At 61.2% G+C, this 22,773-nt stretch carries 26 protein-coding genes and 1 tRNA gene; 17 read left to right on the top strand and 10 right to left on the bottom strand.

Features of this window, described 5'->3' with window-relative positions:
- Positions 1 to 3: 3 nt before the first annotated feature.
- The 6 genes from LJD17_RS00495 to LJD17_RS00470 form a co-directional block, all read right to left on the bottom strand.
- Positions 4 to 1,050 (bottom strand): DmpA family aminopeptidase, encoded by a 1,047-nt coding sequence (locus tag LJD17_RS00495; protein ID WP_227381840.1) that lies wholly within the window; start codon positions 1,048 to 1,050, stop codon positions 4 to 6.
- Entirely contained in the window at positions 1,047 to 1,946 is a 900-nt protein-coding gene (locus LJD17_RS00490) for a polysaccharide deacetylase family protein (RefSeq protein ID WP_227381839.1), read from the bottom strand. Before LJD17_RS00490 ends, LJD17_RS00495 begins: the two co-directional genes overlap by 4 nt.
- 73 nt (positions 1,947 to 2,019) lie before the next feature.
- Positions 2,020 to 2,775, bottom strand: coding sequence for an SDR family NAD(P)-dependent oxidoreductase (locus LJD17_RS00485; protein WP_227381837.1), 756 nt, complete (start codon positions 2,773 to 2,775; stop codon positions 2,020 to 2,022).
- Positions 2,772 to 3,788, bottom strand: a complete 1,017-nt coding sequence (locus LJD17_RS00480; RefSeq protein WP_227381835.1) for a ketopantoate reductase family protein — start codon at positions 3,786 to 3,788, stop codon at positions 2,772 to 2,774. The genes LJD17_RS00485 and LJD17_RS00480 overlap by 4 nt, the downstream gene beginning before the upstream one ends.
- The gene (locus tag LJD17_RS00475) at positions 3,788 to 4,483 is read right to left on the bottom strand and encodes a creatininase family protein (RefSeq protein ID WP_227381834.1); all 696 of its coding nucleotides are present in this window, start codon (positions 4,481 to 4,483) and stop codon (positions 3,788 to 3,790) included. The genes LJD17_RS00480 and LJD17_RS00475 overlap by 1 nt, the downstream gene beginning before the upstream one ends.
- Positions 4,480 to 5,547, bottom strand: a complete 1,068-nt coding sequence (locus LJD17_RS00470) for a GntR family transcriptional regulator (protein WP_227381832.1) — start codon at positions 5,545 to 5,547, stop codon at positions 4,480 to 4,482. Before LJD17_RS00470 ends, LJD17_RS00475 begins: the two co-directional genes overlap by 4 nt.
- A 102-nt stretch (positions 5,548 to 5,649) precedes the next feature.
- On the opposite strand from LJD17_RS00470, the gene LJD17_RS00465 reads away from it, so the two are divergent.
- The 7 genes from LJD17_RS00465 to gph all read left to right on the top strand — a co-directional run bounded on the left by LJD17_RS00465 (position 5,650) and on the right by gph (position 13,434).
- Positions 5,650 to 7,230 carry an ABC transporter substrate-binding protein gene (locus LJD17_RS00465; RefSeq protein WP_227381830.1) on the top strand — a complete coding sequence of 527 codons (1,581 nt, stop codon included), beginning with the start codon at positions 5,650 to 5,652 and terminating at the stop codon, positions 7,228 to 7,230.
- A gap of 114 nt (positions 7,231 to 7,344) precedes the next feature.
- Entirely contained in the window at positions 7,345 to 8,319 is a 975-nt protein-coding gene (locus LJD17_RS00460) for an ABC transporter permease (RefSeq protein WP_227381828.1), read from the top strand.
- Entirely contained in the window at positions 8,316 to 9,209 is an 894-nt protein-coding gene (locus tag LJD17_RS00455) for an ABC transporter permease (protein ID WP_227381826.1), read from the top strand. Before LJD17_RS00460 ends, LJD17_RS00455 begins: the two co-directional genes overlap by 4 nt.
- Entirely contained in the window at positions 9,206 to 10,225 is a 1,020-nt protein-coding gene (locus LJD17_RS00450) for an ABC transporter ATP-binding protein (protein ID WP_227381824.1), read from the top strand. The genes LJD17_RS00455 and LJD17_RS00450 overlap by 4 nt, the downstream gene beginning before the upstream one ends.
- On the top strand, positions 10,177 to 11,181 hold the full coding sequence (locus tag LJD17_RS00445) for an ABC transporter ATP-binding protein (RefSeq protein ID WP_227381822.1): 1,005 nt from the start codon (positions 10,177 to 10,179) through the stop codon (positions 11,179 to 11,181). Before LJD17_RS00450 ends, LJD17_RS00445 begins: the two co-directional genes overlap by 49 nt.
- Positions 11,182 to 11,196: 15 nt before the next feature.
- Entirely contained in the window at positions 11,197 to 12,720 is a 1,524-nt protein-coding gene (locus tag LJD17_RS00440; protein WP_227381820.1) for a carboxypeptidase M32, read from the top strand.
- A gap of 48 nt (positions 12,721 to 12,768) precedes the next feature.
- Positions 12,769 to 13,434: a phosphoglycolate phosphatase gene (gph, locus tag LJD17_RS00435; RefSeq protein ID WP_227381818.1), complete on the top strand. Its 666-nt coding sequence runs from the start codon at positions 12,769 to 12,771 to the stop codon at positions 13,432 to 13,434.
- Positions 13,435 to 13,483: 49 nt separating this feature from the next.
- On the opposite strand, the gene LJD17_RS00430 is transcribed toward gph, so the two are convergent.
- Positions 13,484 to 13,759 (bottom strand): hypothetical protein, encoded by a 276-nt coding sequence (locus LJD17_RS00430; protein WP_227381816.1) that lies wholly within the window; start codon positions 13,757 to 13,759, stop codon positions 13,484 to 13,486.
- A gap of 244 nt (positions 13,760 to 14,003) precedes the next feature.
- On the opposite strand from LJD17_RS00430, the gene LJD17_RS00425 reads away from it, so the two are divergent.
- Positions 14,004 to 14,288 carry a hypothetical protein gene (locus LJD17_RS00425; RefSeq protein ID WP_227381814.1) on the top strand — a complete coding sequence of 95 codons (285 nt, stop codon included), beginning with the start codon at positions 14,004 to 14,006 and terminating at the stop codon, positions 14,286 to 14,288.
- A gap of 220 nt (positions 14,289 to 14,508) precedes the next feature.
- Here LJD17_RS00425 and LJD17_RS00420 read toward each other — a convergent pair.
- A tRNA-Ala gene (locus LJD17_RS00420) sits at positions 14,509 to 14,584 on the bottom strand.
- 180 nt (positions 14,585 to 14,764) lie between these two features.
- Here LJD17_RS00420 and LJD17_RS00415 point away from each other — a divergent pair.
- The 3 genes from LJD17_RS00415 to folD are packed head-to-tail and all read left to right on the top strand — an operon-like array spanning position 14,765 to position 16,282.
- On the top strand, positions 14,765 to 15,067 hold the full coding sequence (locus tag LJD17_RS00415) for a YggT family protein (RefSeq protein ID WP_227381812.1): 303 nt from the start codon (positions 14,765 to 14,767) through the stop codon (positions 15,065 to 15,067).
- 10 nt (positions 15,068 to 15,077) lie between these two features.
- On the top strand, positions 15,078 to 15,392 hold the full coding sequence (locus tag LJD17_RS00410; protein WP_227381810.1) for a DUF167 family protein: 315 nt from the start codon (positions 15,078 to 15,080) through the stop codon (positions 15,390 to 15,392).
- Entirely contained in the window at positions 15,389 to 16,282 is an 894-nt protein-coding gene (gene folD / locus LJD17_RS00405) for a bifunctional methylenetetrahydrofolate dehydrogenase/methenyltetrahydrofolate cyclohydrolase FolD (RefSeq protein WP_227381808.1), read from the top strand. Before LJD17_RS00410 ends, folD begins: the two co-directional genes overlap by 4 nt.
- Positions 16,283 to 16,318: 36 nt before the next feature.
- Here the strand turns inward: folD and LJD17_RS00400 are convergent, their stop codons facing one another.
- Both LJD17_RS00400 and LJD17_RS00395 read right to left on the bottom strand, forming a co-directional pair.
- Positions 16,319 to 16,954, bottom strand: coding sequence for a hypothetical protein (locus LJD17_RS00400; RefSeq protein ID WP_406600752.1), 636 nt, complete (start codon positions 16,952 to 16,954; stop codon positions 16,319 to 16,321).
- 180 nt (positions 16,955 to 17,134) lie between these two features.
- A complete protein-coding gene (locus LJD17_RS00395) occupies positions 17,135 to 18,022 on the bottom strand; it encodes a LysR family transcriptional regulator (RefSeq protein ID WP_227381806.1) in 888 nt (295 codons plus the stop codon).
- Between the two features lie 195 nt (positions 18,023 to 18,217).
- On the opposite strand from LJD17_RS00395, the gene sdhC reads away from it, so the two are divergent.
- The 6 genes from sdhC (at position 18,218) to LJD17_RS00365 (ending at position 22,770) form a co-directional block, all read left to right on the top strand.
- Entirely contained in the window at positions 18,218 to 18,613 is a 396-nt protein-coding gene (gene sdhC, locus LJD17_RS00390) for a succinate dehydrogenase, cytochrome b556 subunit (protein ID WP_227381804.1), read from the top strand.
- A gap of 17 nt (positions 18,614 to 18,630) precedes the next feature.
- Positions 18,631 to 19,047: a succinate dehydrogenase, hydrophobic membrane anchor protein gene (sdhD, locus tag LJD17_RS00385; RefSeq protein WP_227381802.1), complete on the top strand. Its 417-nt coding sequence runs from the start codon at positions 18,631 to 18,633 to the stop codon at positions 19,045 to 19,047.
- Between the two features lie 11 nt (positions 19,048 to 19,058).
- Complete coding sequence (gene sdhA / locus LJD17_RS00380; RefSeq protein ID WP_227381800.1) at positions 19,059 to 20,873, top strand: succinate dehydrogenase flavoprotein subunit; 1,815 nt, start codon at positions 19,059 to 19,061, stop codon at positions 20,871 to 20,873.
- 19 nt (positions 20,874 to 20,892) lie between these two features.
- Complete coding sequence (locus tag LJD17_RS00375; RefSeq protein WP_227381798.1) at positions 20,893 to 21,204, top strand: antibiotic biosynthesis monooxygenase family protein; 312 nt, start codon at positions 20,893 to 20,895, stop codon at positions 21,202 to 21,204.
- A 31-nt stretch (positions 21,205 to 21,235) separates the two neighbouring features.
- The gene (locus tag LJD17_RS00370; protein WP_227381796.1) at positions 21,236 to 22,018 is read left to right on the top strand and encodes a succinate dehydrogenase iron-sulfur subunit; all 783 of its coding nucleotides are present in this window, start codon (positions 21,236 to 21,238) and stop codon (positions 22,016 to 22,018) included.
- 149 nt (positions 22,019 to 22,167) lie between these two features.
- Positions 22,168 to 22,770, top strand: coding sequence for an AprI/Inh family metalloprotease inhibitor (locus tag LJD17_RS00365; protein ID WP_227381793.1), 603 nt, complete (start codon positions 22,168 to 22,170; stop codon positions 22,768 to 22,770).
- Positions 22,771 to 22,773: the final 3 nt, after the last annotated feature.

Raw genomic sequence — 22,773 nt, 5'->3', positions numbered from 1 at the left:
CCTTCAAGAAAGAGGGGAACGGTCGATCGCGTCGCGCAGGCTTGGGCGGAAATGTCCGTCGCGGCCCGTCGTCGGGTCCGCCGCGATGAGAGCATCGAGAACCGCTTCCTGGGTGATGTCCGCCATCGGCTCAAACAGGGCATCGATCCGGTTCTCGTTCAATGCACGCTGACTAATCAAGCTCGCCCCCTCGTCGTGGCGAACCCTATTGGCCGTCGTGAAACCAAGAGCGATATCGCCGCTTCCGTGTCCCCAAAATGCTCCAAGGCGTGCCAATCCGACTCCGGATCGCCTGATCACGCGCTTGAGCTGACGATCGTTCAGGGGAATGTCGGTCGCGACAACGATGATAATCGAGCCCTTCTCAGGATGCGTTGAGATAGGTGTCAGAGATTCGACAACACGGCCGTCGGGCAGGCGCAGATCACCCGAGCGCCCAAAGTTCGACAGCACGAGCGCTCCAAGATGGAACTCTGTGCCGTCAAGCATGATCCGCCGGGAGGATGTGCCGATGCCTCCTTTGAAGCCGAAAGTACTCATGCCGCATCCAGCGCCGACGGCACCGACGGCAAAGTCGGGCGCGGCACTTTTCAGGGCCTCACGAGCGTCGTCCTCTGAGACCGCCAAGGCTTGAATGTCGTTCAACCAACCGTCATTGCATTCCAGCACCACCGGATTCACGGTTGCCGTTTCCCGGCCGATATCGGGGTTTCCGGTGATGGCATGCCGCACCAGCGCGGTGGCACACGTGCCGACAGAGAGAGTATTCGTAAGAAGGATGGGCGTTTCGATGACGCCCAGCTCCTCGACCTGCACGAACCCGATGCTCTTGCCGAAGCCATTGATGACATGCACGGCGGCGACAGGCTTATCACGATAGAGATTGCCCGGATGCGGAAGGATCGCCGTCACGCCTGTCCGGATATCGCCGGTCACAAGGGTCTTATGGCCCACCTGGACGCCGGGCACATCGCAGATGCTGTTGCGGGACCCTGGCTGGAGGTTTCCGCAGGATAGGCCGAAGTCGCGCGCCCGCACTGGCTTGCTCATGCGGAGCATTCCGCTTTGACATAGGCCGCGATCTCGGCGTGGGTGGCAATCCAAACGTCCGAACGCTGCGCGATTTCGGCCAGGAGCCTCTCCAGGATCCAGATGCGCGAGCGGTAGCCGGTCACGTGCGGATGCATGGTCAGCAGGAAGAGGCCGCCTTCCTCGTAGGCGCGCTCGAATTCGCGGAAGAAAATGTCATAGACGGCCGTAGGGGGGGTATGGGGCCTAAGGCCGTTGAAGCGATGCATATTGAAGTAGACGGCATCGTCTCGAATCCACTCGACCGGCAGCTCGACAATGCCCGTCGGTTCTCCCTTTTCGACAAGCTCGTACGGATCGTCGTCAGCCATGAGGGAAGAATCGTATAGGAGACCGAGTTCCCGCTCGATGCGTAAGGTATCAGGGCTAAAGTCCCAGGAGCATGTCCGCAGGCCGACGGGCCGTGTTCCGGTAATCCGCTCCAGAGTATCGGCCGCACGGAAAACCAGATCTCTCTCGATTTCGTAGGGAAGCTGGCTGTTGAGTTCGTGAATCCACCCATGGATCCCGATCTCATGGCCTTCTGCAACGATGCGGCGCTGCTCGTCCTCATAAAGGAGAGCGGCTACGGCCGGTACGAAGAAGGTGGCCTTGGCGTCATACTTTCTCAAGGCATTGAGAATGCGGGGAATGCCTTGGCGATTGCCATATTGCCCTTGCGACATTCGCCCGATGGATTTTCCGCCATCGCGCAATTCGTTCGTTTCGTGATCCGAATCGAACGAGAAGGCTACCGCGCAACGGGCACTGTTCTTCCACCGGTCCGGCTTCATGGATCGGCCGGCGCGCACATGCTCTACCTTCCCGCGCCAGGTTTCCTCGGGCCAAGCCCAGGGTTGAGTGGTGATGTCGTCCATGAGTTTCCTCGCTTAGCGTTTATTGGGGAAGCCCTCGTTCCAGGGCTTCCGGATCTGATGCTGTTCTATGTTTTCAGGACCGTCCGCCATCAACGGAAATGATCTGGCCGGAAATCCACTCTGCCGTATCCGATGCCAGGAACAGCACCGTGTCCGCAATGTCTTGAGGGCGTCCGAGGCGGCGGGTGTGAATGCTCTCGACGAGCCGTGCCTGTCCATCCGGGCCATAGCTTTCCCATTGGCGCTGGGTCGCAGGATTGGACAGGACAAAGCCCGGGGCCACGCTGTTCACGGTTACGCCAAAGGGTCCAAGCTCGAAGCTGAGCTGCTTGGTCAAACCGACGAGCGCGTGCTTGGCGGCCGTGTAGCCCTGAATGCCCGTCAGGCTGGGGCGGAGGCCGGCACCGGACGAGATATTGATGATCCGGCCGAACTTGTTCCGTTTCATATAGGGTGCTGCGTTCTGCGAGCACCAGAATGCGCCATGAACATTGGCCTCGAACAGAACGAGCCAATCCTTCTCGCTTACTTCTTCCAGGGGCTTCGCGATCTGCCCCCTGACGCCGCCTGCGCAGTTGACGAGAATGTCGATTCCGCCGAGGCGCTCTCCCATCTCCTGCATGACCGTTGCGACGGCGGCACGATCCGACAGGTCGAGCGTGCGCGTGGCCGCGGCTCCCGTTTCTGCTGCCACCTGAAGGCCCGCTTCATCCAGATCGAGGGCCCAAACCGTGGCTCCTTCCGCCGCAAAGGATTGAACAATGCTGCGGCCGATGCCTTGTGCGGCCCCGGTCACAACAACGCGGCGGTTCGTGAAATCAAGCTTCATGATGCAAGCAGCCGATCAAGCGTTGCCCAGGACTGTTCTCGCCGATTCTCCTCGATATCGTGGATCAGGGAAACAAGCTTATCGATTGTCGGTGTCGCAATGCCGGCTTCGGCTCCAAGCTGGGAAATGATCGCAATCTGAGCATCGACCTCCGTCTTGCGCCTGCGCACCGCGAGGTCCCGCCAAATTCCGGAATGGGTTTTCGCGGTGTGGCGATTGAATTCGGCCATGGCGGCGACCGAGGTGCGCGCAGCGGCTTCAGATGCGTCCCGCATGAAGGCGGCCGGATCGAAACCATTGAACCCCAGGGGTTTTACGCCGCGTGCGAGAGCCACGGCCATCACCTCGCGGCCGAGCTGATGGAACACGGGAAAATGCTTCTCCGAAGCGAGGTTTTCGGACATGGAGGCGGGGGTAAGGGCCGTGGCGAACAGCATCGCCCCATATCCCAGCTTTCCCCACAGGTAGCCCCAGATGTTGTCCGTCAGGATGGCATTCGGCTCGAAAATCGACAGGAGGCGATGGAAGTCCTCGACGCGGGGTGTCTTGCCGCCGTCGAGTTCGCCAACGGCGACGGTCGCACGGTTGCCGAACAGAATTCGTCCCGGCTCGAGCCAATCTGCTCCGAAGTTGACGAAGCAGCCGACCGTGCGCTCGGCTCCGATCTCTTCCGCGATGATCAGCTCGTTGAGTCCGTTCTGAGCGGAAAGAACGGAGCCGGCGGCCGCAAGATGAGGCTTCAGGGCTTTCACGGCATCGCGCGTGTGATGCGCCTTCACCGCCAGGATGATGCGGTTGAACTGCCCACGGACGTTCTCAGGCGTCACGGCTCGCACCGGCTGCCGGAATGTTTCCACGGGACCTTCGATCGCGAGGCCGTCGTGATTCATGGCCTGGACGTGAGGCTCGACGATATCGACGAGCAGGACGTCCTCGCCCGCACGGGCAAGGTAAGCGCCAAGCGTACCGCCGATGGCCCCGGCGCCCCAGATGAGAATGGTGTCTTGGCTCATTACCAGGTCTCGATCAAAGCGCGGGTTTCGGCGACCGCAATGGACCAGATCGCATTCATTTCGTCGTCGGAGCGTTGATACCGCCCGCCGAAATTGCCGTCGCCCAGGATCTCACGGACTCCTTCAGGCCCGAAGGTGCGCATCCGCTCGAGGTCGACCATGGGTTTCTGATGATCGGGCTGCGCAATGTTGGGCAGCCGGGTCCAGGGAAAGTTCTCCATCCAGGAGGCGTGCGAGGCAACGGGATCGATTTCCTTCACCTTCTCGAAGGTCTTTGGCGCGTTCCACCAATTGTGGAAGCGCACGCGGCAATCGGAATGATGGTTCATCCATTCGATGCACGCCGTCTGAGCCGGGCTGTTGCCGCCGTGACCGTTGACGAACAGAATGCGCCGGAAGCCGGTGCGATGAAGAGAATCGAGCACATCGGTGATGAGCCGCAGGTAGGTTTCGGCCTTCAGCGACACCGTTCCCGGATAGGCCATGAAATACGGGGTAATGCCATAGGCTTGAACGGGAAAGACCGGTACGCCAAGAGGTTCTGCCGCGTCGACGGCCACACGTTCCGCAAGGATGCTGTCTACGGAAAGGCTCAGGTAGGCGTGCTGCTCCGTGCAGCCAAGCGGTACGATGGCGCGGTCATCGGCCTTCAGGTACTGTTCGACCTGAAGCCAATTCATCTCGCTGATTTTCATAAGGTCTTTTCCTCTTTCGCAAGGGCTGCGGAGCGCAAGCGCTCGATCTCGGGGATCAGGATCTGCCGGACGGCATGGGGATCGGGAACATAGCGGAATTCGATGGCTTGGCGGCCTGATGGAAAATCCTTCAGGATGGGTTCGGCACCGCTCGCGTAGACAAGAACATCGACCGTCTTCAGGAACTCGGTAAGATCGGGTTCGGTAATCAGGCGAACCTCGACGTCCGATACATGCGGCGTGAAGCGCAGAACACCCGGCTTCATCAAGGCCATGAATTCCGGAAAGATCGAGACGATTCCAATCCGAGCCATCGGGTCGATGATCGCAAGCTTCGCCCGTGTTTCCTCCGCCGGGATGAAGCTCAGGTTGACGATAGGAGTACTCGCCGGAACAAGGCTTTCCACATCGTTGCGACGATGGGGGAACGTGACGCACAGATCGCACGGCTGCGGCAGGGCCTCCCCTGCCTGAAGGGCGGAAAGTGTCGTGACGGCGATAGAATCGTGGGGACCCAATAACTCGCGAATGCGGTCCGCATATTGTTGCGTGGTATCGAGGAAATGGCCGACGATCACGATCTGCATGGATCGAACCGGCGATCGCCCTCGTGCCGCGCGCGCGTTGACCAGTGAGGCAACGACCGTCGGCGCAAGGCCCAACTCTTCCGCCTCGTTGAATAAAGCATCGATCCGGCGTTGGATCCTCCGCATCGCGTCGGATCGGAGACCGTCGCGGGTGCGGCCATCGCTCACATAGGTTCCGGCGCCGGGCTTTGCTTCGATCAGTCCGGTCTTGCGAAGCTCCTGATAAACGTTCGCCACGGTCATCGGCGCGATTCCCGCCCGTTCCGCCAGCTCACGGACGGAAGGGAGCTTTTGCCCCGGCAGCAATTCACCGAGGCCGATGCCGAATTCGATCAGTCCCCTCAGCTGAATTCCGAGAGGGACAGGCAAGGTCCGATCAAGGGCGTTGGCAAGGTCCGACAGAACACGCTCCTGAGCGCTTCGTTCTATCTGGCTGGTACGGTCGCCAAGTGCAACAATGGAACTATTCTGGCTCATTTATACGTTCTAGTTGACTTGGGGCAGGTTGGCGACCTACCGTCATAATCGATAAGTACACCTTGGACGAAAAGTCGGGTTCTTAGCAAGAGGGGACATCACGTGAAACTTAATTTCAAGCTTGGCGGGGCATTGGCGGTAGCTCTCCTCGCGGGAACAATGCTCGGCCATTCCGCTTCAGCCCAGACACTCACGATGGGCCTGCGCGCCGGTCCGGATTCGATCGACCCGCACTGGTCGACTCTGGGAAGCCAAGCCGAAGCGCTGCGCCACATCTTCGATACGGTCGTGATGGCTGACGAGAACCTTCAGCTGAAGCCGGGCCTGGCCACGTCCTGGAAGCCGGTCGACGACACCACCTGGGAGTTCAAGATCCGTGAAGGCGTCAAATTTCACGATGGATCGGAGCTGACGGCTGAAGACGTCAAGTTCTCCATCGATCGTATTCCGGTCGTAACCGGCCCGATGAGCATGACGATCTACACCAAGCAGGTGAAAGAGACGAAGGCCGTCGACAAGTACACCCTGCATGTGATCACCAAGGCTCCAGCGCCGACGCTACCGAACGATTTCGTTCGCCTCTTCGTCGTGTCGAAGTCGGTCGGAATGGAAGCTCGCAACGAGCAGTTCAACTCCGGTAAGGCAGCCATCGGCACCGGACCTTACAAGTTCGTGTCCTGGGAGCCCAAGGGCGATCTCGTGCTCGAGCGTTTCGACGGCTATTGGGGTGAGAAGCCCCATTGGCAGAAGGTCGTCCGCAAGGAAATCCCGAACGATCCGGCCCGTATGGCGGCGCTGAAGTCCGGACAGGTCGATCTCGTCAACTATGTCCCGGCGACGGATTACGCCGCCATGCAGAAGGACAAGGCGGTCGATACTTTCATCGCCGATACCGTCTACTTCATGAACATCACGCCCAACGTGAAGGAAGCCCTGCCGAAACCCGCAAAGGTCGACGGTAAGGAAATCACCGAAAATCCGTTGCGTGATGCGAAGGTCCGTGAGGCTTTGGACCTGGCGATCGACCGTAAGACGCTGGTGCGCGTGGTGCTGGAAGGTCTCGGCCGTCCTGCCAATCAGCTGATGCCGACCAATTTCTTCGGCGGCAGCAAGAATCTGCCGGAGCGGCCCTATAACGTCCAGAAGGCCAAGGAGCTTCTGGCCGCTGCGGGCTATCCCAAGGGTTTCGAGCTCGATTTCTTCTGCACCAACAACCGCTTGCCGGGTGACGCCGCCGTCTGTGAGGCCCTGTCCCAGATGTGGGCTCGCGCCGGCCTGAAGATCAACGCCAATGCCCTCAACGGCACCGTGTTCTTCCCGGCTCAGCAGAAGGGCGAGTTTCCCATGTGGATGAGCGGTTGGGGCACCCTGACCGGCGAGGCCAGCTATACCTATGGCTCGCTCGTGCATACGGCCGACCCCAAGACCGGCCTTGGCGCGTTCAACAAGCAGAGCTACTCCAATCCTGAGGTCGACGCTCTCCTCGAAGAGGGTGCGCGCACGATGGACGACACGAAGCGCCGCGCCCTCTTTGAAAAGGTCACGGACATCTCGATGAACGATCGCGCTCTGATCCCGACGGTGCAGCTCCAGACGGTCTGGGCCGCCAAGAAGGGTATGATGACCGTTCCGCCGCGGGTCGATCAGGAAACGCTTGCTTACGAGATCAAGCCTAAGAGCTGATCCGGACCGTCCGGCCGTGCAACCGGCCGGCTTACCTTCGAGGCGGATCTGGTTTTTCCAGACCCGCTTCGCTTTCCTGTTACGGAACCGTTTTCCACCGATGTCCGAGTCCGCATGATCGGTTTTCTCATCCAGCGTATTCTGCAAGCGCTTCTTGTTATCGTCGCGATGTCGGTCATCGTGTTCCTTGGCGTGTACGCCATTGGAAATCCGATCGACGTGATGATCGATCCGGCGTCGGATCAGGCATTGCGCGAAGCCTTGATCCATCGCTACGGTCTCGATCTGCCCCTCATCCAGCAGTACTTCGTGTTCATGAACAACATGCTGCATGGGGATTTGGGGGAGTCGTTCATCTATCGCCTGCCGGTCCTGAGCCTGATCTTCTCCCGTTTTCCGGCAACGCTGGAACTGGCTCTGTGCGCCATGTTGATCGCCACATGCCTCGGCATTCCGCTTGGACTTTGGGCCGGCTACAAGCCGGACGCCCTGTCGTCCAAGGCCATCATGGCGTTTTCGGTGCTCGGGTTCAGCGTGCCGACCTTCTGGGTCGGCTTGCTGCTGATCATGACCTTTGCGGTCGAGCTCGGCTGGCTGCCGTCGGGCGGGCGCGGGCCGACAGCGAACGTTCTTGGAATGAACCTGTCGGTCACCTCGCTCGAAGGCCTGAGTTACATCATTCTGCCGGCCTTGAATCTCGCCTTGTTCAAGCTGGGTCTTCTAATCCGGCTCACCCGAGCCGGGACGGTCGAAGTGATGAGTTCCGACTATGTGCGCTTTGCCCGTGCTCAAGGTCTCTCGGAAGGCAAAGTCGTCGGATTGCACGTGCTCAAGAACATCTCGATCCCCATCGTGACGGTTTTCGGCCTCGAGCTTGGATCGACCCTGGCTTTCGCCGTCGTCACGGAAACAGTCTTCAACTGGCCGGGCATGGGCAAGCTCATTATCGATTCCATTACCGTTCTCGACCGGCCGGTGATGGTGGCATACCTGATCCTGGTCGTGTTCCTCTTCGTCCTGATCAACCTCGCGGTCGATCTCATTTACGGACAGCTCGACCCCCGTATTCGCGTCAAGGCATCCTCATGAGCGCTCCCGCCGAAACCCGTTGGAGCCGCCTGTCTCAGTTCTGGTCGGACTTCAGGCAAAGCCCTGTTGCCGTCGCGGCTCTCATCATCATTGCGACCATTGTCCTCATGGCGATCCTCGCTCCCCTCGTGGCGCCCCAGGATCCTTATAATCAGGAAGCGCTCGAACTCTTCGACGCCCGATTGGAGCCGGGCGAGATCGGCTCCGGCGGCTATGTTCACTGGCTTGGAACGGATGCGGCCGGACGGGACGTGTTTTCCGCCATCCTCTATGGATTGCGCACGAGCCTCATCGTGGGCGTTCTGGCCGGAACCTTTGCTCTGGTGCTGGGAGGCGTCGTCGGGCTGATCGCCGCCTATTATGGAGGACGTATCGAGGCGTTGATCATGCGTGTCATCGATCTTCAGCTGTCGCTTCCGGCCATTCTGCTCGCGCTTGTTCTCGTGGCGATGCTCGGGCAGGGTCTTCCGCAGCTCGTGGCGGCTCTCGTGACGGCCCAGTATGCCTATTTCGCGCGAACGACCCACGGCGCGGCAAGTGCCGAACGCCGCAAGGACTATATCGAGGCGGCCCTGTCGACCCCGATCCCGGCGCGGCAGGTGCTCTTCCGCCATCTTCTGCCGAATGCGTTGCCGCCCCTGATCGTCGTTGCGACAGTGCAGGTCGCAAACTCGATCGCTCTCGAGGCAACCCTGTCGTTCCTCGGCCTCGGTCTTCCTCTGACGCAGCCCTCGCTCGGCTCCCTGATTTCCAACGGGTTCCAATTCCTGCTGTCGGGCCGCTACTGGATCTCGATCTATCCCGGCATCGCCCTCATGCTGACAGTGGTTGCCATCAACCTCGTGGGGGATCAGGTCCGCACCATTCTCAATCCGAGGCGCAGCCGATGAGTGAAGCTGTTCTCAGCGTCCAAGATCTGCGGACCCAGTTCAAGACCCGCACCGGCATGCTCAATGCCGTGGATGGGGTCAGCTTCGAGGTCGGACGGGGCCGTATCCTCGGGCTCGTCGGAGAATCGGGATCCGGCAAAAGTGTCACCGGTTACTCGATTCTCGGATTGATCGAGCCCCCAGGCCTCATTGCCGGCGGTGAAGTCCTTCTCAACGGGCGTGACATTACGCGTTTGAAGGGAGACGAACTCCGCCGTGTCCGTGGCGCACAGATCGCGATGGTCTTCCAGGATCCGATGATGACCCTCAATCCGGTCCTCAAGATCGGAACGCAGATGATCGCCGCGGTTCGTGCGCACGACAGGGTTTCCCGGAGAACGGCCTGGGAACGGGCGCGGGACGCCCTTGCGAAGGTCGGGATACCGAGTCCTGAAGAACGCCTCGATGCCTATCCGCATCAGCTTTCCGGTGGCATGCGCCAGCGTGTCGCCATCGCCATTGCGCTTCTGCACCGCCCTGCGGTCATTATCGCAGACGAACCGACAACGGCCCTCGACGTCTCGATTCAGGGGCAAATCCTGGCCGAGGTGCGGCGACTGGCGGATGAAACCGGGACAGCGTTCGTATGGGTGACGCACGATCTCGCGGTCGTCTCCAGTCTCGCCGATGATATCTGCGTCATGTATGCCGGGCGAATTGTGGAAACGGGGGCGGCCGCAGACGTGATCGCGTCTCCGCGGCATCCTTATACGGCAGGCCTTTTGGCCTCCGTTCCCGCCGAGCACGAGCCAGGCGAGCGCTTGCCGCAGGTCCCGGGATCAACGCCGTCGCTTTCCGACCTGCCGCCCGGTTGTGCCTTTGCGCCACGCTGTTTCAAGGCAGGGCCCGCCTGCACGACCACGCCGCCCATCCAGAAATTCGAGGACGGGCGAACTGCTCTTTGCCATTATCCGATCGAGTCCAATTCATGTCAGCCGCTCTCCTCGACGTCGACCACGTATCGAAGCGCTTCGTAAAGCAAAAAAGTCTCGGAGAACGCATCGCGAGTGTTCTTGGGGCGGGACGCAAGTCCGAGATCGTGCGCGCCGTGAGCGATGTCAGCCTCTCCGTCCACAAGGGCGAGGTCATCGGCCTTGTGGGTGAATCCGGCTGTGGCAAGTCGACCCTGGGACGCATCATAGCGGGCATCTATACGCCGAGCGATGGCAACGTGCTGTTTGACCAGAAGCCCGTCGCCAAGCAGCAGGGCCGGCGGACCAGCAAGCTGACGACACGGATCCAGATGGTTCATCAGGATCCCTTCGCCAGTTTGAATCCCCGGATGCGCATCGGCGATACGGTGGCGGAAGGTCCTGTCACGCACAGGATCGTCAAGGCCCGGGAAGCGGACGGGTATGTGGCCGACCTGCTGGCGCGCGTCGGGCTGGATCCGAGCTATCGCAGGCGTTTCCCGCATCAGTTCTCGGGCGGGCAGCGGCAACGCATCGCCATTGCGCGCGCACTCGCCATGAAACCCGATCTTCTGGTTCTGGACGAGCCGGTCGCGTCGCTCGACGTGTCCATCCAGGCTCAGGTCCTCAATCTGTTCATGGACCTTCGGCGGGATCTCGACCTGACGGCGATCTTCATCAGTCACGATCTCGGTGTCGTTCGTCACGTCTCCGACCGGGTCGCGATCATGTATCTCGGCCGTATCGTAGAGCTGTCGCCGACAGCGGATCTTTATGCGGCACCTAACCATCCTTATACGAAAGCGCTGTTTGAAAGCGTACCGCGCATAGGAGTAGGGCGCAGGAACTTTCATCCCATCGCGGGTGAGATTCCCTCTCCGTTGAATCCGCCGAACGGGTGTCATTTCCATCCGCGATGCCCATTCGCCGGGCCGCGGTGCAGGGCCGAAGCTCCTCCCCTTACCGCTATCGGCTCCGGCCGGTTTTCCGCTTGTCATCTGAATACAGGCGGCACTGCCTGAACTGAGAAGTTTGTCATGAACCACAACGCCTCCCTCGCCGCGCTCAACGAGCGCATCGCTGCCGTCAACGACGTATTGAACGCGGTCTCCGTTCTGACCTGGGACTCGCGAACGATGATGCCGGCGGGAGGCGCGGAGACCCGTGGCCATCAGATCGCCACCCTCACGGGGATCGCCCGGGACCTATTGCTTGCTCCGGAAACCGAGAAAGCTCTCGAGGCGGCGGAAAGAGCGACCGACGACCTTCCCGAGGAATCCGCCGAACGGCGCCTCGTGACGCAAACCCGCCGGGCCGTCGATCATCATCGCCGCGTTCCCGCCTCCCTCATTCAGGATCGGGCCGCTTTGCGCACCATGGCTCAAGCCGCATGGATAGAAGCGCGCGCCAAGAGCGAGTTCTCGATTTTCTCACCCTATCTTGAAAGAACCCTCGCCCTCTCGCGCTCCTATGCGGACTGCATCGGCTGGAGCGAGCATCCCTACGACGCCATGGTGTCGATCTACGAACCCGGTGAGACTGCAAAAAGTCTCAAGAGCCTGTTTGGAACGCTTCGCTCGGGCCTCTTGCCGATCCTCGCAGCAGCCAGATCACGGCCGGCTCCGAGGTCGGATTTCCTGTTCAGGGATTTTTCCGAAGAGGCGCAAAAGGCCTTCGGTTTGAGCATGGCGCAAAAGCTCGGCTATGATCTCCGTCGCGGCCGGCTCGATACCACCGTTCACCCGTTCGAAGTTTCCTTCACGCGCAATGATGTCCGCATCACCACCCGTTATCATCGCAACTATCTTCCTGCCTCCATCTTCGGCACAGCCCATGAGACGGGACACGGGCTCTACGAGCAAGGCGTTGATCCGGCCTATACCCGAACGACGCTCGCGACGGACCTGATCGGGCTTTATGCGGTCGGCGGCACGAGCTTCGGCGCTCATGAATCTCAATCACGCCTTCTGGAAAACCACATTGTCCGGAGCCGGACTTTCTGGCGCCTTCATTTCCCGGAGCTTCAGGCGCAATTCCCCGATCAATTGGGCGACGTGACCGCGGAGGAGTTCTATCAGGGCGTCACCCGGGTCGAGCCCGGTTTCATCCGCGTCGAGGCGGATGAACTGACCTATGATTTTCACATCATGCTGCGCACCGAGATCGAATGCGCGCTCATGGACGGCTCCCTCGCCGTGTCCGACCTGCCGTCGACATGGAACGCAGCCGTCAAACGAGACCTCGATCTGGACGTTCCTTCCGATGCGCAGGGCGTGCTGCAAGACGTCCATTGGTCAACCGGCTATATCGGCTCGTTTCCGACCTACACGATCGGCAACGTCATGGCCGCCCAGCTCATGGACACGTTCCTTACGAATGACCCTACTCTCAAAGGGGCCATCGAGGCCGGCGACTATTCCGCCCTCGCGAACAAGCTGCAAGCCGGGATCTGGGAGCACGGCCGCCGCTTCTCCCGTCAGGAGCTCCTTGTTCGGGAAACCGGCCGAGGGCTCGATCCACTCCCCTATCTTTCGTATTTGAAAACCAAGTACGCTCATTGAAATGAGAGCCGCAGTTCCGCTGCGGCTCGTTCAATGGTGGCTTTGCCAATGACCCTGAAGGCCGTTCTGTTCGATCTCGACGGTACGCTGGTCGACAGCGCCCGCGACCTCCAGGATGCGCTCAACGCTCTCCTCGGCGAGGAGGGACTGAGGCCTGTCAGTCTCGTCGAAACCAAGGCCATGGTCGGCGACGGGGTTGCCAAGCTGGTGGAGCGCGCCTTGCTGGCGACGGGTGGAAACGTCTCACGGCTGGACAGCCTGGTCGGCCGTTTCCTGGAAATCTACGAACTTAATCCCACCCGTCACACCCAGGCTTACTCCGACGTGGGGGAGGTGCTCGGAACCCTGCATCGGCAGGGCGTGCGCCTTGGTGTCGTGACCAACAAACCGCTTGTCGCAACAACCGACATTCTCAAGGCCCTCGGGCTTGCTGACCTTTTCCGGTCCATCATCGGAGGCGACAGCCTGTCTCAGCGAAAGCCTCATCCGGCCCCCTTGCAGCTCGCTTTGCGGCAGTTGCAGGTCCAGCCATCGGAGGCGCTCATGGTCGGGGATAATTACCATGACGTGCAGGCGGCCCGTGCTGCGGGCGTTCCGGTTGTCGCCGTGACCTACGGATATAGCCACAAGCCCCCGTCCGAGCTGGGAGCCGACGCTTTGATCGACACGATGCCGGAACTTCTCCCGATCGTTGATGGAATGCTCGGAGCGTGACCGTTCCATAACGACGAGCGGCCTCGATCCGAGGCCCTTTCCCGCAAGCCTATGCCCGGGAGCCGGACATCCCCGCCGTCAGCTTGGGAAGGTCCTTCGTCAGCCAATCGACCATTTCGTCCGCAGTGCTCAGATGATTCGGCATCGTCACGAAACCGCTCGCGGGCTCATCCGCGCCGAGCCGATCAGGATGTCTCAAGAACATGGCAAGGTCGTCTTCTCCCGCGGAGACAGACCCTCCATCGCCGACCCAGAGCAGGAGGAGCCACAGCGCCGTGAAGAAGCCTGCAACGGGGGCCAAGAGGAGGGTAATGACGTCGACCATAGGCACAGCCTCCATGCTCCGTTCGAGCTTATCACAGATTCTCGCGGGCACGACCCTTTGCGGTTTCAGGTGGAGCGGCCCGGTCCGCACGATCCCAAGGAATCCGGCCTCCGACTCACCAAGTTGCCCAGATCAGTCCAAATCTTCGACCTGCGCATCCTGAATCGGCAGGATAATTTCAATAACTGGCGAAACCTATACTCAAGTAAACCGTTGCCTCCACACGTCATTGCCAAGGAGTATCATGATGAGAAAGGCGATTTGGATTGCTGCGGTTGCGTTGATTGGCGCAAGTGCTGTTGCGACGCCTTCGTCGGCTCAAGTTCAACTTGGAATCAGCCCGGACGGCCCAAGTATTCGCGTAGGGCCCGATGAACACCGCCATGAACGGCGCTATATCGAGCGTCGCCGTGTTTATGATGAAGATCGTCTCTCGACAGGCAGCGTTCGAGGCTGCCGGACTGTCGTGATCCGCGAAGAAAACGACGCGGGTGACACGGTTACCCGGCGTATTCGTCGCTGCGGCTAATTTCGTGCACGAAGTAATGAGCGGTAGTCCGTTGACCGATCGGCGCGGGCTACCGCTTTCTATTGGGCTGAAGAACCGACGAACGGCGCCTTCCGATGCCGGATCATTGGCCCGTCATTCGGATCTCGTACGGCAACGCTGCGCTGGCGGTCCTTCGGGGACCCGGATACGCCTCAAGGCGTCATGTCGTTTTACGGATATCCAAGGACCATCGAGGGCTTGGTGGAGCTGAGGGGATTCGAACCCCTGACCTCTGCAGTGCGATTGCAGCGCTCTCCCATCTGAGCTACAGCCCCGGTCCGGTCGGCAGACCAAGCGGCGGACTTTTAGGCCCGACGGCTTCCTTCTGTCAATCGGGGTCGGCGGCCTCACAGGGGCCTTTTTGAGAGCGGAAATCTGGACAAGAACGACTGCCTGGGTTGTTCAGCGTAGCCAGGAACGCTACATGACGATCGCCCGACCTTGACGAGTATTCCATGCGATCCCTGCTTGAAGTCATTCTTCTGGCCCTCCAGCTGTATACCTACCTCATTATCGCTTCGGCGATCCTGAGCTGGCTGGTAGCCTTCAACGTCGTCAATACCCGCAACAATGTGGTGCGATCGATCTGGAGCTTTCTGGATGCGGTGACGGAGCCTGCTCTGAGGCCCATCCGCCGCATCCTCCCCAATCTGGGCGGGATCGATATTTCTCCGATCATCCTCATTCTTCTCATCATCTTCCTCCAAAACCTCATCGCCCGGGTGATGCAGCAATATATCCCGCCGACCTTCCTCTAGGCGGCCACCGATGCCCTGCCGGATCCGTCAGGATGGAATCGAGGTTCGGGTCCGGGTCACGCCGCGCGGTGGGAGGGACGCCATCGAGGGAATCGAATCCCTTTCCGACGGGACCGAGGTCCTGAAGGTCCGCGTCCGGGCGGTTCCGGAGGGCGGGGCGGCGAACGAAGCCGTCCGAAAGCTCCTCGCCAAGGCCCTCGGTGCTTCGGGGTCATCCGTCAGCATCCTGGCCGGCGCGACGGCGCGGCTGAAGACATTTTTCATAGAAGGCGAGGCCCAACTTTTGGCTGCCCGCCTCTTTGCTTTGACAGGACAGAAGAGATGAGTGCGACGATCATCGACGGAAAAGCCTACGCGGCCGGCCTGCGGTCCCGCATCACCGATGCCGTGAGAGATCTTGGACAGCGCGGGGTGCGTCCGGGCCTCGCCGTCATCCTCGTCGGTGAAGATCCGGCAAGCCAGATCTATGTGCGCAACAAGGCCAAGCTCACAGTCGAGGTCGGCATGGCGTCCTTCGAGCACGTGCTGCCTGCCTCCACCACCGAGGCCGAGCTCCTGGCGTTGGTCGCAAAGCTCAACGGCGATCCGACCGTCGACGGCATATTGGTGCAGCTGCCCCTGCCGCGGCAGATCGATGCTCAAAAGGTGATCGAGGCGATCGATCCCGCCAAGGATGTCGATGGCTTCCATCCCATCAATGCCGGCCGCCTGATGACAGGGGTGCCGGGCTTCGTCTCCTGTACACCCCTTGGGTGCCTGCTCCTGGTCCGTTCCGTGCGCCGGGACCTCGCCGGTCTCGACGCGGTCGTGGTCGGGCGCTCGAACATCGTCGGGAAGCCGATGGCGCAGCTCCTGCTGTCCCAGAGCTGCACGGTGACGACAGCGCACTCCAAAACCCGGGATCTTCGGGAAGTTTGCCGTCGGGCGGATATTCTGGTGGCGGCGGTCGGTCGGCCGGAAATGGTCCGAGGCGACTGGATCAAGCCCGGAGCCATCGTCATCGATGTCGGCATCAACAGAGTGCCGAATCCGGCCGCGGGTGAAGGCAAGACCAAGGTCGTCGGCGATGTCGCCTATGATGAGGCCTTCAAGGTAGCCTCCGCCATCACGCCGGTGCCCGGTGGGGTCGGGCCCATGACGATCGCCTGCCTCCTGCGCAACACCCTGGAGGCTGCCTGCCTGAGGCGCGGGCTGGCGATGCCGGCTCTTCACTGACCGGAGGAGGGGCGTCGCCAGCTGGTGCGGGGATGATCAGTTCGTCGCGAAGCAATAGAAGAGGCCGCCGCCCCCTGTGCTCTTCAGGGCGTCCTGGCTGCAGCCGCCACGGGAAGAATGGGACGAGTTCCAGGATTTCGCGGGGGGCTGTTCATCGAGGCCCATGCGGTCGTGATGGCCCAGCATCGCGGCTCCTTCCGTGCCGTTCTTCGTCCAGTTGCCGCAGGTCCGGTCTTCCCCTGCCGGGAAGGCCGTGCCGTCGGGCTGCGATCCGGTCAGCATATCGTGCGTATTGGGTGTGTCGCCCCGGCCTTTGACGACTTCGCCCTTCTCGGTCAGCGCCGTTTCCTTCGTCAGGTTGTTGGTGGCGTGCAGTTCTGCCACATCCTTGGCGATGACGACGCCCTTGGCATTCTGCCATGGACCGCGACCGATCCGGTCCCGCGCGTTGACGGCCGGAGCGCTCCCGGCGGCCTGGGTCGACAGATAGGCATGCCACGTCTTGCCGCCCGCTCCGGCAGCTTGAGCGAGGGTCTGGCAATGGCGGTCGGCGCCCTCGAGACCGCCGAGATCGGCCCCCTTTCCCGATCCGATGCTGGTGACGAAGAATGTCATGTTCGCCGGACTGCCCGGACTTTGTGCCTGGGCGGAACTCAAGGGAGCCGGAATCATCAGGCCAAGGCAGACCACAAGTCCAATGCCGCCAATTTCACGCATCATTTCCTCCTTCTTCCTCTCATTGATCCCGCTTCGCCACCGCAAGCGAACGATCGTCCAAATGTTATCACGGAACCTTGTGGCGGGCAGATTGAAAACTCCGTGAAGACCGGCTTCGAGCAGCCGCGCCCTTTTCTACGCCTTCTTTCTGAGATGCTCGGCCAGCTGCCGGGCCGAAGGTGCGAGGTCGTCCATCGCGCGGATGCACAAGGTCAGGTCACGCGCTGCCCAGAGGTCGTCAAGAGCCACGATCGCAATTCCCATGGTGCGGGCAGCCCGTTGGGCTGTCGTCTCCGGGACGATGCCGAGGCCGACACCGGCCTCGACCATGCGGCATACGGCATCGAAGCTGCGCAGCTGAACCCGCAGACGCAGGGGCCGCCCGATCCGGCTGGCCTTGTCGGCCAGGAACCGTTGAAGGGCGCTGGCGCGATCGAGGCCGACGAAATCGAAACCCAGGACCTCGGCGAATGCGAGATTTCGGCTGCCGGCCAGCACATGACCATTGGCCACGACCAGCACAAAGCGGTCGCTTCGAAACGGAAAGGTCTCAAGCCTTCCCGTGTCGACCGTTCCGGCCACGATTCCGATATCGCCCACTCCCTCCGCGATCATCCCGACGATCTCGTCCGAGAGGCGCTCTTGCAGGTCGATGGAGACCTGCGGGTGCTCGGCCAGAAAGGCGCTCAGCGCCTCCGGCAGGAACTCCGTCAGGGCATTGGTGTTGGAAAGGATCCGGATCTGCCCGGTCAGTCCGCCCATGTAGACGCCCAGGTCCTCGCGGAGGCGCTCCGCCTGAGCCAGGAGGGTACGGGCATGCTGAAGCAGTGTCCGGCCGGCGGGCGTCGGCACCACGCCTTGGCGGTTGCGCAGCAGCAAGGGAGCACCAAGGGACTTTTCCATGTTGCGGATACGGGTGCTTGCCGCCGCCAGGGCCAAATGGGCCCGCTCGGCTCCGTGAGTGATGCTCCCGGCTTCCACGACATGCCGGAAAAGACTCAGATCGATCAGATCGAATTGCATGGGATCCTTCGTGTTTCGCGAAGGTAGATTAGAATAATGACAAATTGTGCAAAGAGCGAGCTTAAAGCAAACTTCGCGACTGACGAAGTGTGTAAATAGTTATCCATCGTAGGGAAGATGCATTGCGATGGTTCTGCGCTTCAGATACGAACCATTCCAAACTAATCCGACATTTCGTCGATCAGGAGCGAAAGCATGGCTGAGGTGAAGGTGGCCCCGCGGCCCTTGTCCCCGCATCTGCAGATCTATCGCTGGACCTGGACCATGGCCATGTCCGTCTTCCATCGCATTACCGGTGTCGCCCTTTATGGCGGCATCGCGCTGTTCGCGGTCTGGCTCGTTGCCTTGGCATCCGGACCCCGCGCTTTCGATGCCGTGCAATGGTTCTTCGGCTCCCCCATCGGGCTTCTCGTTCTTTTCGGCTATACCTGGGTGCTGATGCACCACATGCTCGGCGGCGTCCGCCATCTGGTGTGGGACTTTGGTCATGGCATGGAGCCCGGCGTGCGCATCAACATGGCGCGCTTCACCCTTATCGGCTCCATCGTTCTGACGGTCCTGATCTGGGCCGTCGCTTTTCTGGCATTCTAATCGAGGAGACCGGACCAATGGCCGATAACAGGGCTGACACCCGCGTTTCCATGCGGACCCCTCTCGCCCGCGTGAAGGGCCTCGGCGCCTCCGGGCATGGGGTCGAGCATTGGTGGATCCATCGCGTGACGGCGGTGTCGAACATTCCGCTCATCATTTCCTTCGTCATCATCGTGGCGGCCCTGGCGGGCAGCACCTATGACGAGGCCATCGCCATCATCTCGCATCCGCTGATCGCGATCATCCTGATCCTCGCCGTCATCTCGGTGACGAACCACATGCGGCTGGGGATGCAGATCGTCATCGAAGACTATGTCCACGACAAAGGTCTGAAGATCATCGCCGTGATTGCGAACAATTTCTACGCCGTGATCATCGCGGTCGCATGTCTTTACGCGATCCTGAAGGTCAGCCTCGGCCGGATCCTGATTTAAGGAGATCATCCATGGCCCAAGCAGCCAATATCAACGGCAACGCCTACACGATCGTCGACCATACCTTCGACGTGGTGATCGTCGGCGCCGGCGGTGCCGGTCTTCGCGCGACCGTCGGCTGTTCCCAGGCGGGCCTGCGGACCGCCTGCATCACCAAGGTGTTTCCGACGCGTTCCCATACGGTTGCGGCTCAGGGCGGTATTTCCGCCTCGCTCGGCAATATGGGGCCGGACGACTGGCGCTGGCATATGTACGATACCGTCAAAGGATCGGACTGGCTCGGCGACCAGGACGCCATCGAGTACCTTTGCCGGAACGCGCCTGCCGCCGTTTACGAGCTCGAGCACTGGGGCGTGCCGTTTTCCCGCACCGACGAAGGCAAGATCTACCAGCGCCCCTTCGGCGGCATGACGACGAATTACGGCAAAGGCACCGCCCAGCGCACCTGCGCGGCCGCGGACCGCACCGGGCACGCCATCCTCCATACTCTCTACGGGCAGGCGGTGAGGAACCAGACGAACTTCTTCATCGAGTATTTCGCTCTCGATCTGATGATGAACGATGAGGGGCGCTGCATCGGCGTCGTGGCTCTGAATCAGTCGACCGGCGAGATCCACCGGTTCCGGGCGCACATGACGATCCTGGCCACGGGCGGCTATGGACGCGCCTATTTCTCCGCAACCTCGGCCCATACCTGCACGGGTGACGGCAACGCCATGGTCCTCCGGGCGGGCCTTCCGCTACAGGACATGGAATTCGTTCAGTTCCATCCGACCGGGATCTATGGCGCGGGCTGCCTCATTACCGAGGGTGCGCGCGGCGAGGGCGGGTACCTGACCAACTCCGAAGGCGAGCGCTTCATGGAGCGCTATGCCCCGTCCGCGAAGGATCTCGCGTCCCGCGACGTGGTCTCCCGTGCGATGACCATGGAGATCCGCGCCGGTCGTGGTGTCGGCAAGAACAAGGATCACATCTATCTTCATCTCGATCATCTCGATCCGAAGATCCTGCACGAGCGCCTGCCGGGCATCTCGGAAAGCGCCAAGATCTTCGCGGGCGTCGATGTGACCAAGGAGCCGATCCCGGTGCTCCCGACCGTCCACTACAACATGGGCGGCATCCCGACGAACTACCATGGGGAAGTGCTCACCCTGAAGAACGGCAACCCGGACACGGTGGTGCCGGGCCTCATGGCGCTGGGCGAAGCCGCCTGCGTGTCCGTCCATGGGGCGAACCGGCTCGGCTCCAACTCCCTCATCGATCTCGTGGTCTTCGGTCGCGCGGCGGGCTTGCGTTGCGCCGAGATCCTCACCCCCAACGAGAAACACTCGGATCTGCCGAAGGATGCGGACGCTCTGGCGCTTTCGCGCCTCGACCGTTTCCGTTACGCCAACGGCTCGACACCCACCGCCGAACTGCGCCTCGAGATGCAGAAGACCATGCAGAACAACTGTGCGGTGTTCCGCACCGGCGAGGTGCTGGAAGAAGGCAAGCAGCTTATTCACAAGGTCTGGAACGGCGCATCCGACATCAAGGTCACCGACCGGTCGCTGATCTGGAATACGGACCTGATCGAGACCCTCGAGTTCGACAACCTGATCGGCCAGGCCGTGGTGACGATGGAAAGCGCCGCCAACCGGCCGGAATCCCGTGGCGCGCACGCTCGCGAGGATTTCCCGGATCGGAATGACAAGGACTGGATGAAGCACACCTTAAGCTGGCTTGACGACACCTCGCACAAGGTGACGATCGATTACCGGCCGGTCCACACCTACACCATGTCAAACGAGATCCAGTACATCGAGCCGAAGGCTCGGGTGTACTGACCCGCACGGAAGAAGTCGGATGAAGTGTCGAATCTGGCGTACTCAGGTCATCCCCGGACGGTTCGAGGACTATGAACGGTTCGCCCGGGAAACGTCCCTGCCCATGTTCCAGTCCCAAACCGGGTATCGCGGCGTGATCATGGCGGGCGACGGACCGGAACGCCTCGTCATCACGTTTTGGGACAGCGATGAGGCGATCGCCGCCCTCGATTCGTCGCCCAGCTATCGGAACACGGTTTCAAAGATTGTCGCCACGGGTTTTCTGACCGGCGCGCAATCGGTCGAAGTTTATGACACGCACCTGTCGGACGTTGATGCGATCCGCCTGTGAGTGATCGAAAGGATCAGTGAGAAAGTCGCCCATGGCCCAGTTCTCTCTCCCCAAGAACTCCCAATATACCGAAGGCAAGCAGTGGCCGAAGCCGGCCAATTCGAACCAGGTCCAGGAGTTCCGTATCTATCGCTGGAATCCGGATGACGGTGCGAATCCGCGGATCGACACCTATTACGTCGATCGCGACGATTGCGGCCCGATGGTGCTCGACGCGCTGCTGTGGATCAAGAACAAGGTCGATCCGACCCTGACCTTCCGTCGATCCTGCCGCGAAGGCATCTGCGGTTCCTGCGCCATGAACATCATGGGGCAGAATACGCTCGCCTGCACGCTCGGCATCGAGGATTGCAAGTCCGACAGCATCAAGATCTATCCGCTGCCTCACATGCCGGTGCTGAAGGACCTGGTCCCGGATCTGACGAGCTTCTTCGCCCAGCATGCTTCCATCGAGCCGTGGCTTCAGACCGAGACGCCCGAGCCGGAAACCGAGTGGCGACAGACCCCCGAGGAGCGCTCGAAGCTCGACGGGCTCTATGAGTGCATCCTGTGCGCCTGCTGCACCACATCCTGCCCAAGCTATTGGTGGAACGGCGACCGGTTCCTGGGGCCTGCCGCTCTCCTGCAGGCCTATCGCTGGCTGATCGACAGCCGGGACGAGAACACGGGGGATCGTCTCAACAATCTCCACGATCCGTTCCGACTCTATCGCTGCCACACGATCATGAACTGCGCCAATACCTGCCCCAAGGGTCTGAATCCCGCCAAGGCCATCGCCGAGGTCAAGAAGATGATGATTGCCCGGGCGGTGTGACGCGCAGTTGCAACACTTTCTCAAAAAGGCGCCGAGAGCGCCTTTTTTCGCGAGAAGGGACGCCATACTGTCGGCACCAAGGCTTTGAATGGACTGGAACGGGCTGAGGCCGTACGCATTGTCGGATACGGCCAAGCATGATGAGGACGATGATGAAGAGCTCCCTCTGGATTGTGACAGCGGCATTGTGCTCCGCATTGTCCCTGAGCGCCTGTTCGTCGGCGCGCCTTGGCGGGTCGCCGATCCGCAGCGCCACGGCAGCGCCCGCTGTCAATCCGGCCCCGGTCGAGGCTGTGCCATCGGGGCCCGTGACGGCCGAGCCGCTGCCCCCGCTTGAAGGTTCCCCTTTGCCTCCCGTCGCCGGAGCGCCCATGTCCGGCATGCCGGGAGGCGTTCCCCCGGAGGGGACGGACGTGGCGGGCCTTCCGCCCACTTCTGCACCCGCACCTGCCGCAACCCCGGCGCCGGCTCCCGGCAATCGGACCGCCATGGTCGGGAACTGGACCGCGAGCGTCGCTGGCGGGACCTGCCGCGTTCAGCTGAGCAGTTCGCCGTCCCTCGACCTTTACCGTGCCTCCGCCTCGGGGTGCCCGAACCAGGATCTTTCGAAGGTTTATGCTTGGGACTTCCGTGATGGGGAGGTTTATCTCTACCAAACCGGTGGGGCCGTCGCTGCTCGCCTTCGCGGGTCTTCGGGGGGCTTGAGCGGTGTCCTGGCCAAGTCCGGCGCTCCGCTGACGTTATCCCGATAAGAT

It is taken from the genome of Microvirga rosea (assembly GCF_020595095.1).
In the GTDB taxonomy this organism is placed as follows: Bacteria; Pseudomonadota; Alphaproteobacteria; order Rhizobiales; family Beijerinckiaceae; genus Microvirga; species Microvirga rosea.
This window is presented reverse-complemented; position numbering and strand designations above follow the sequence as displayed.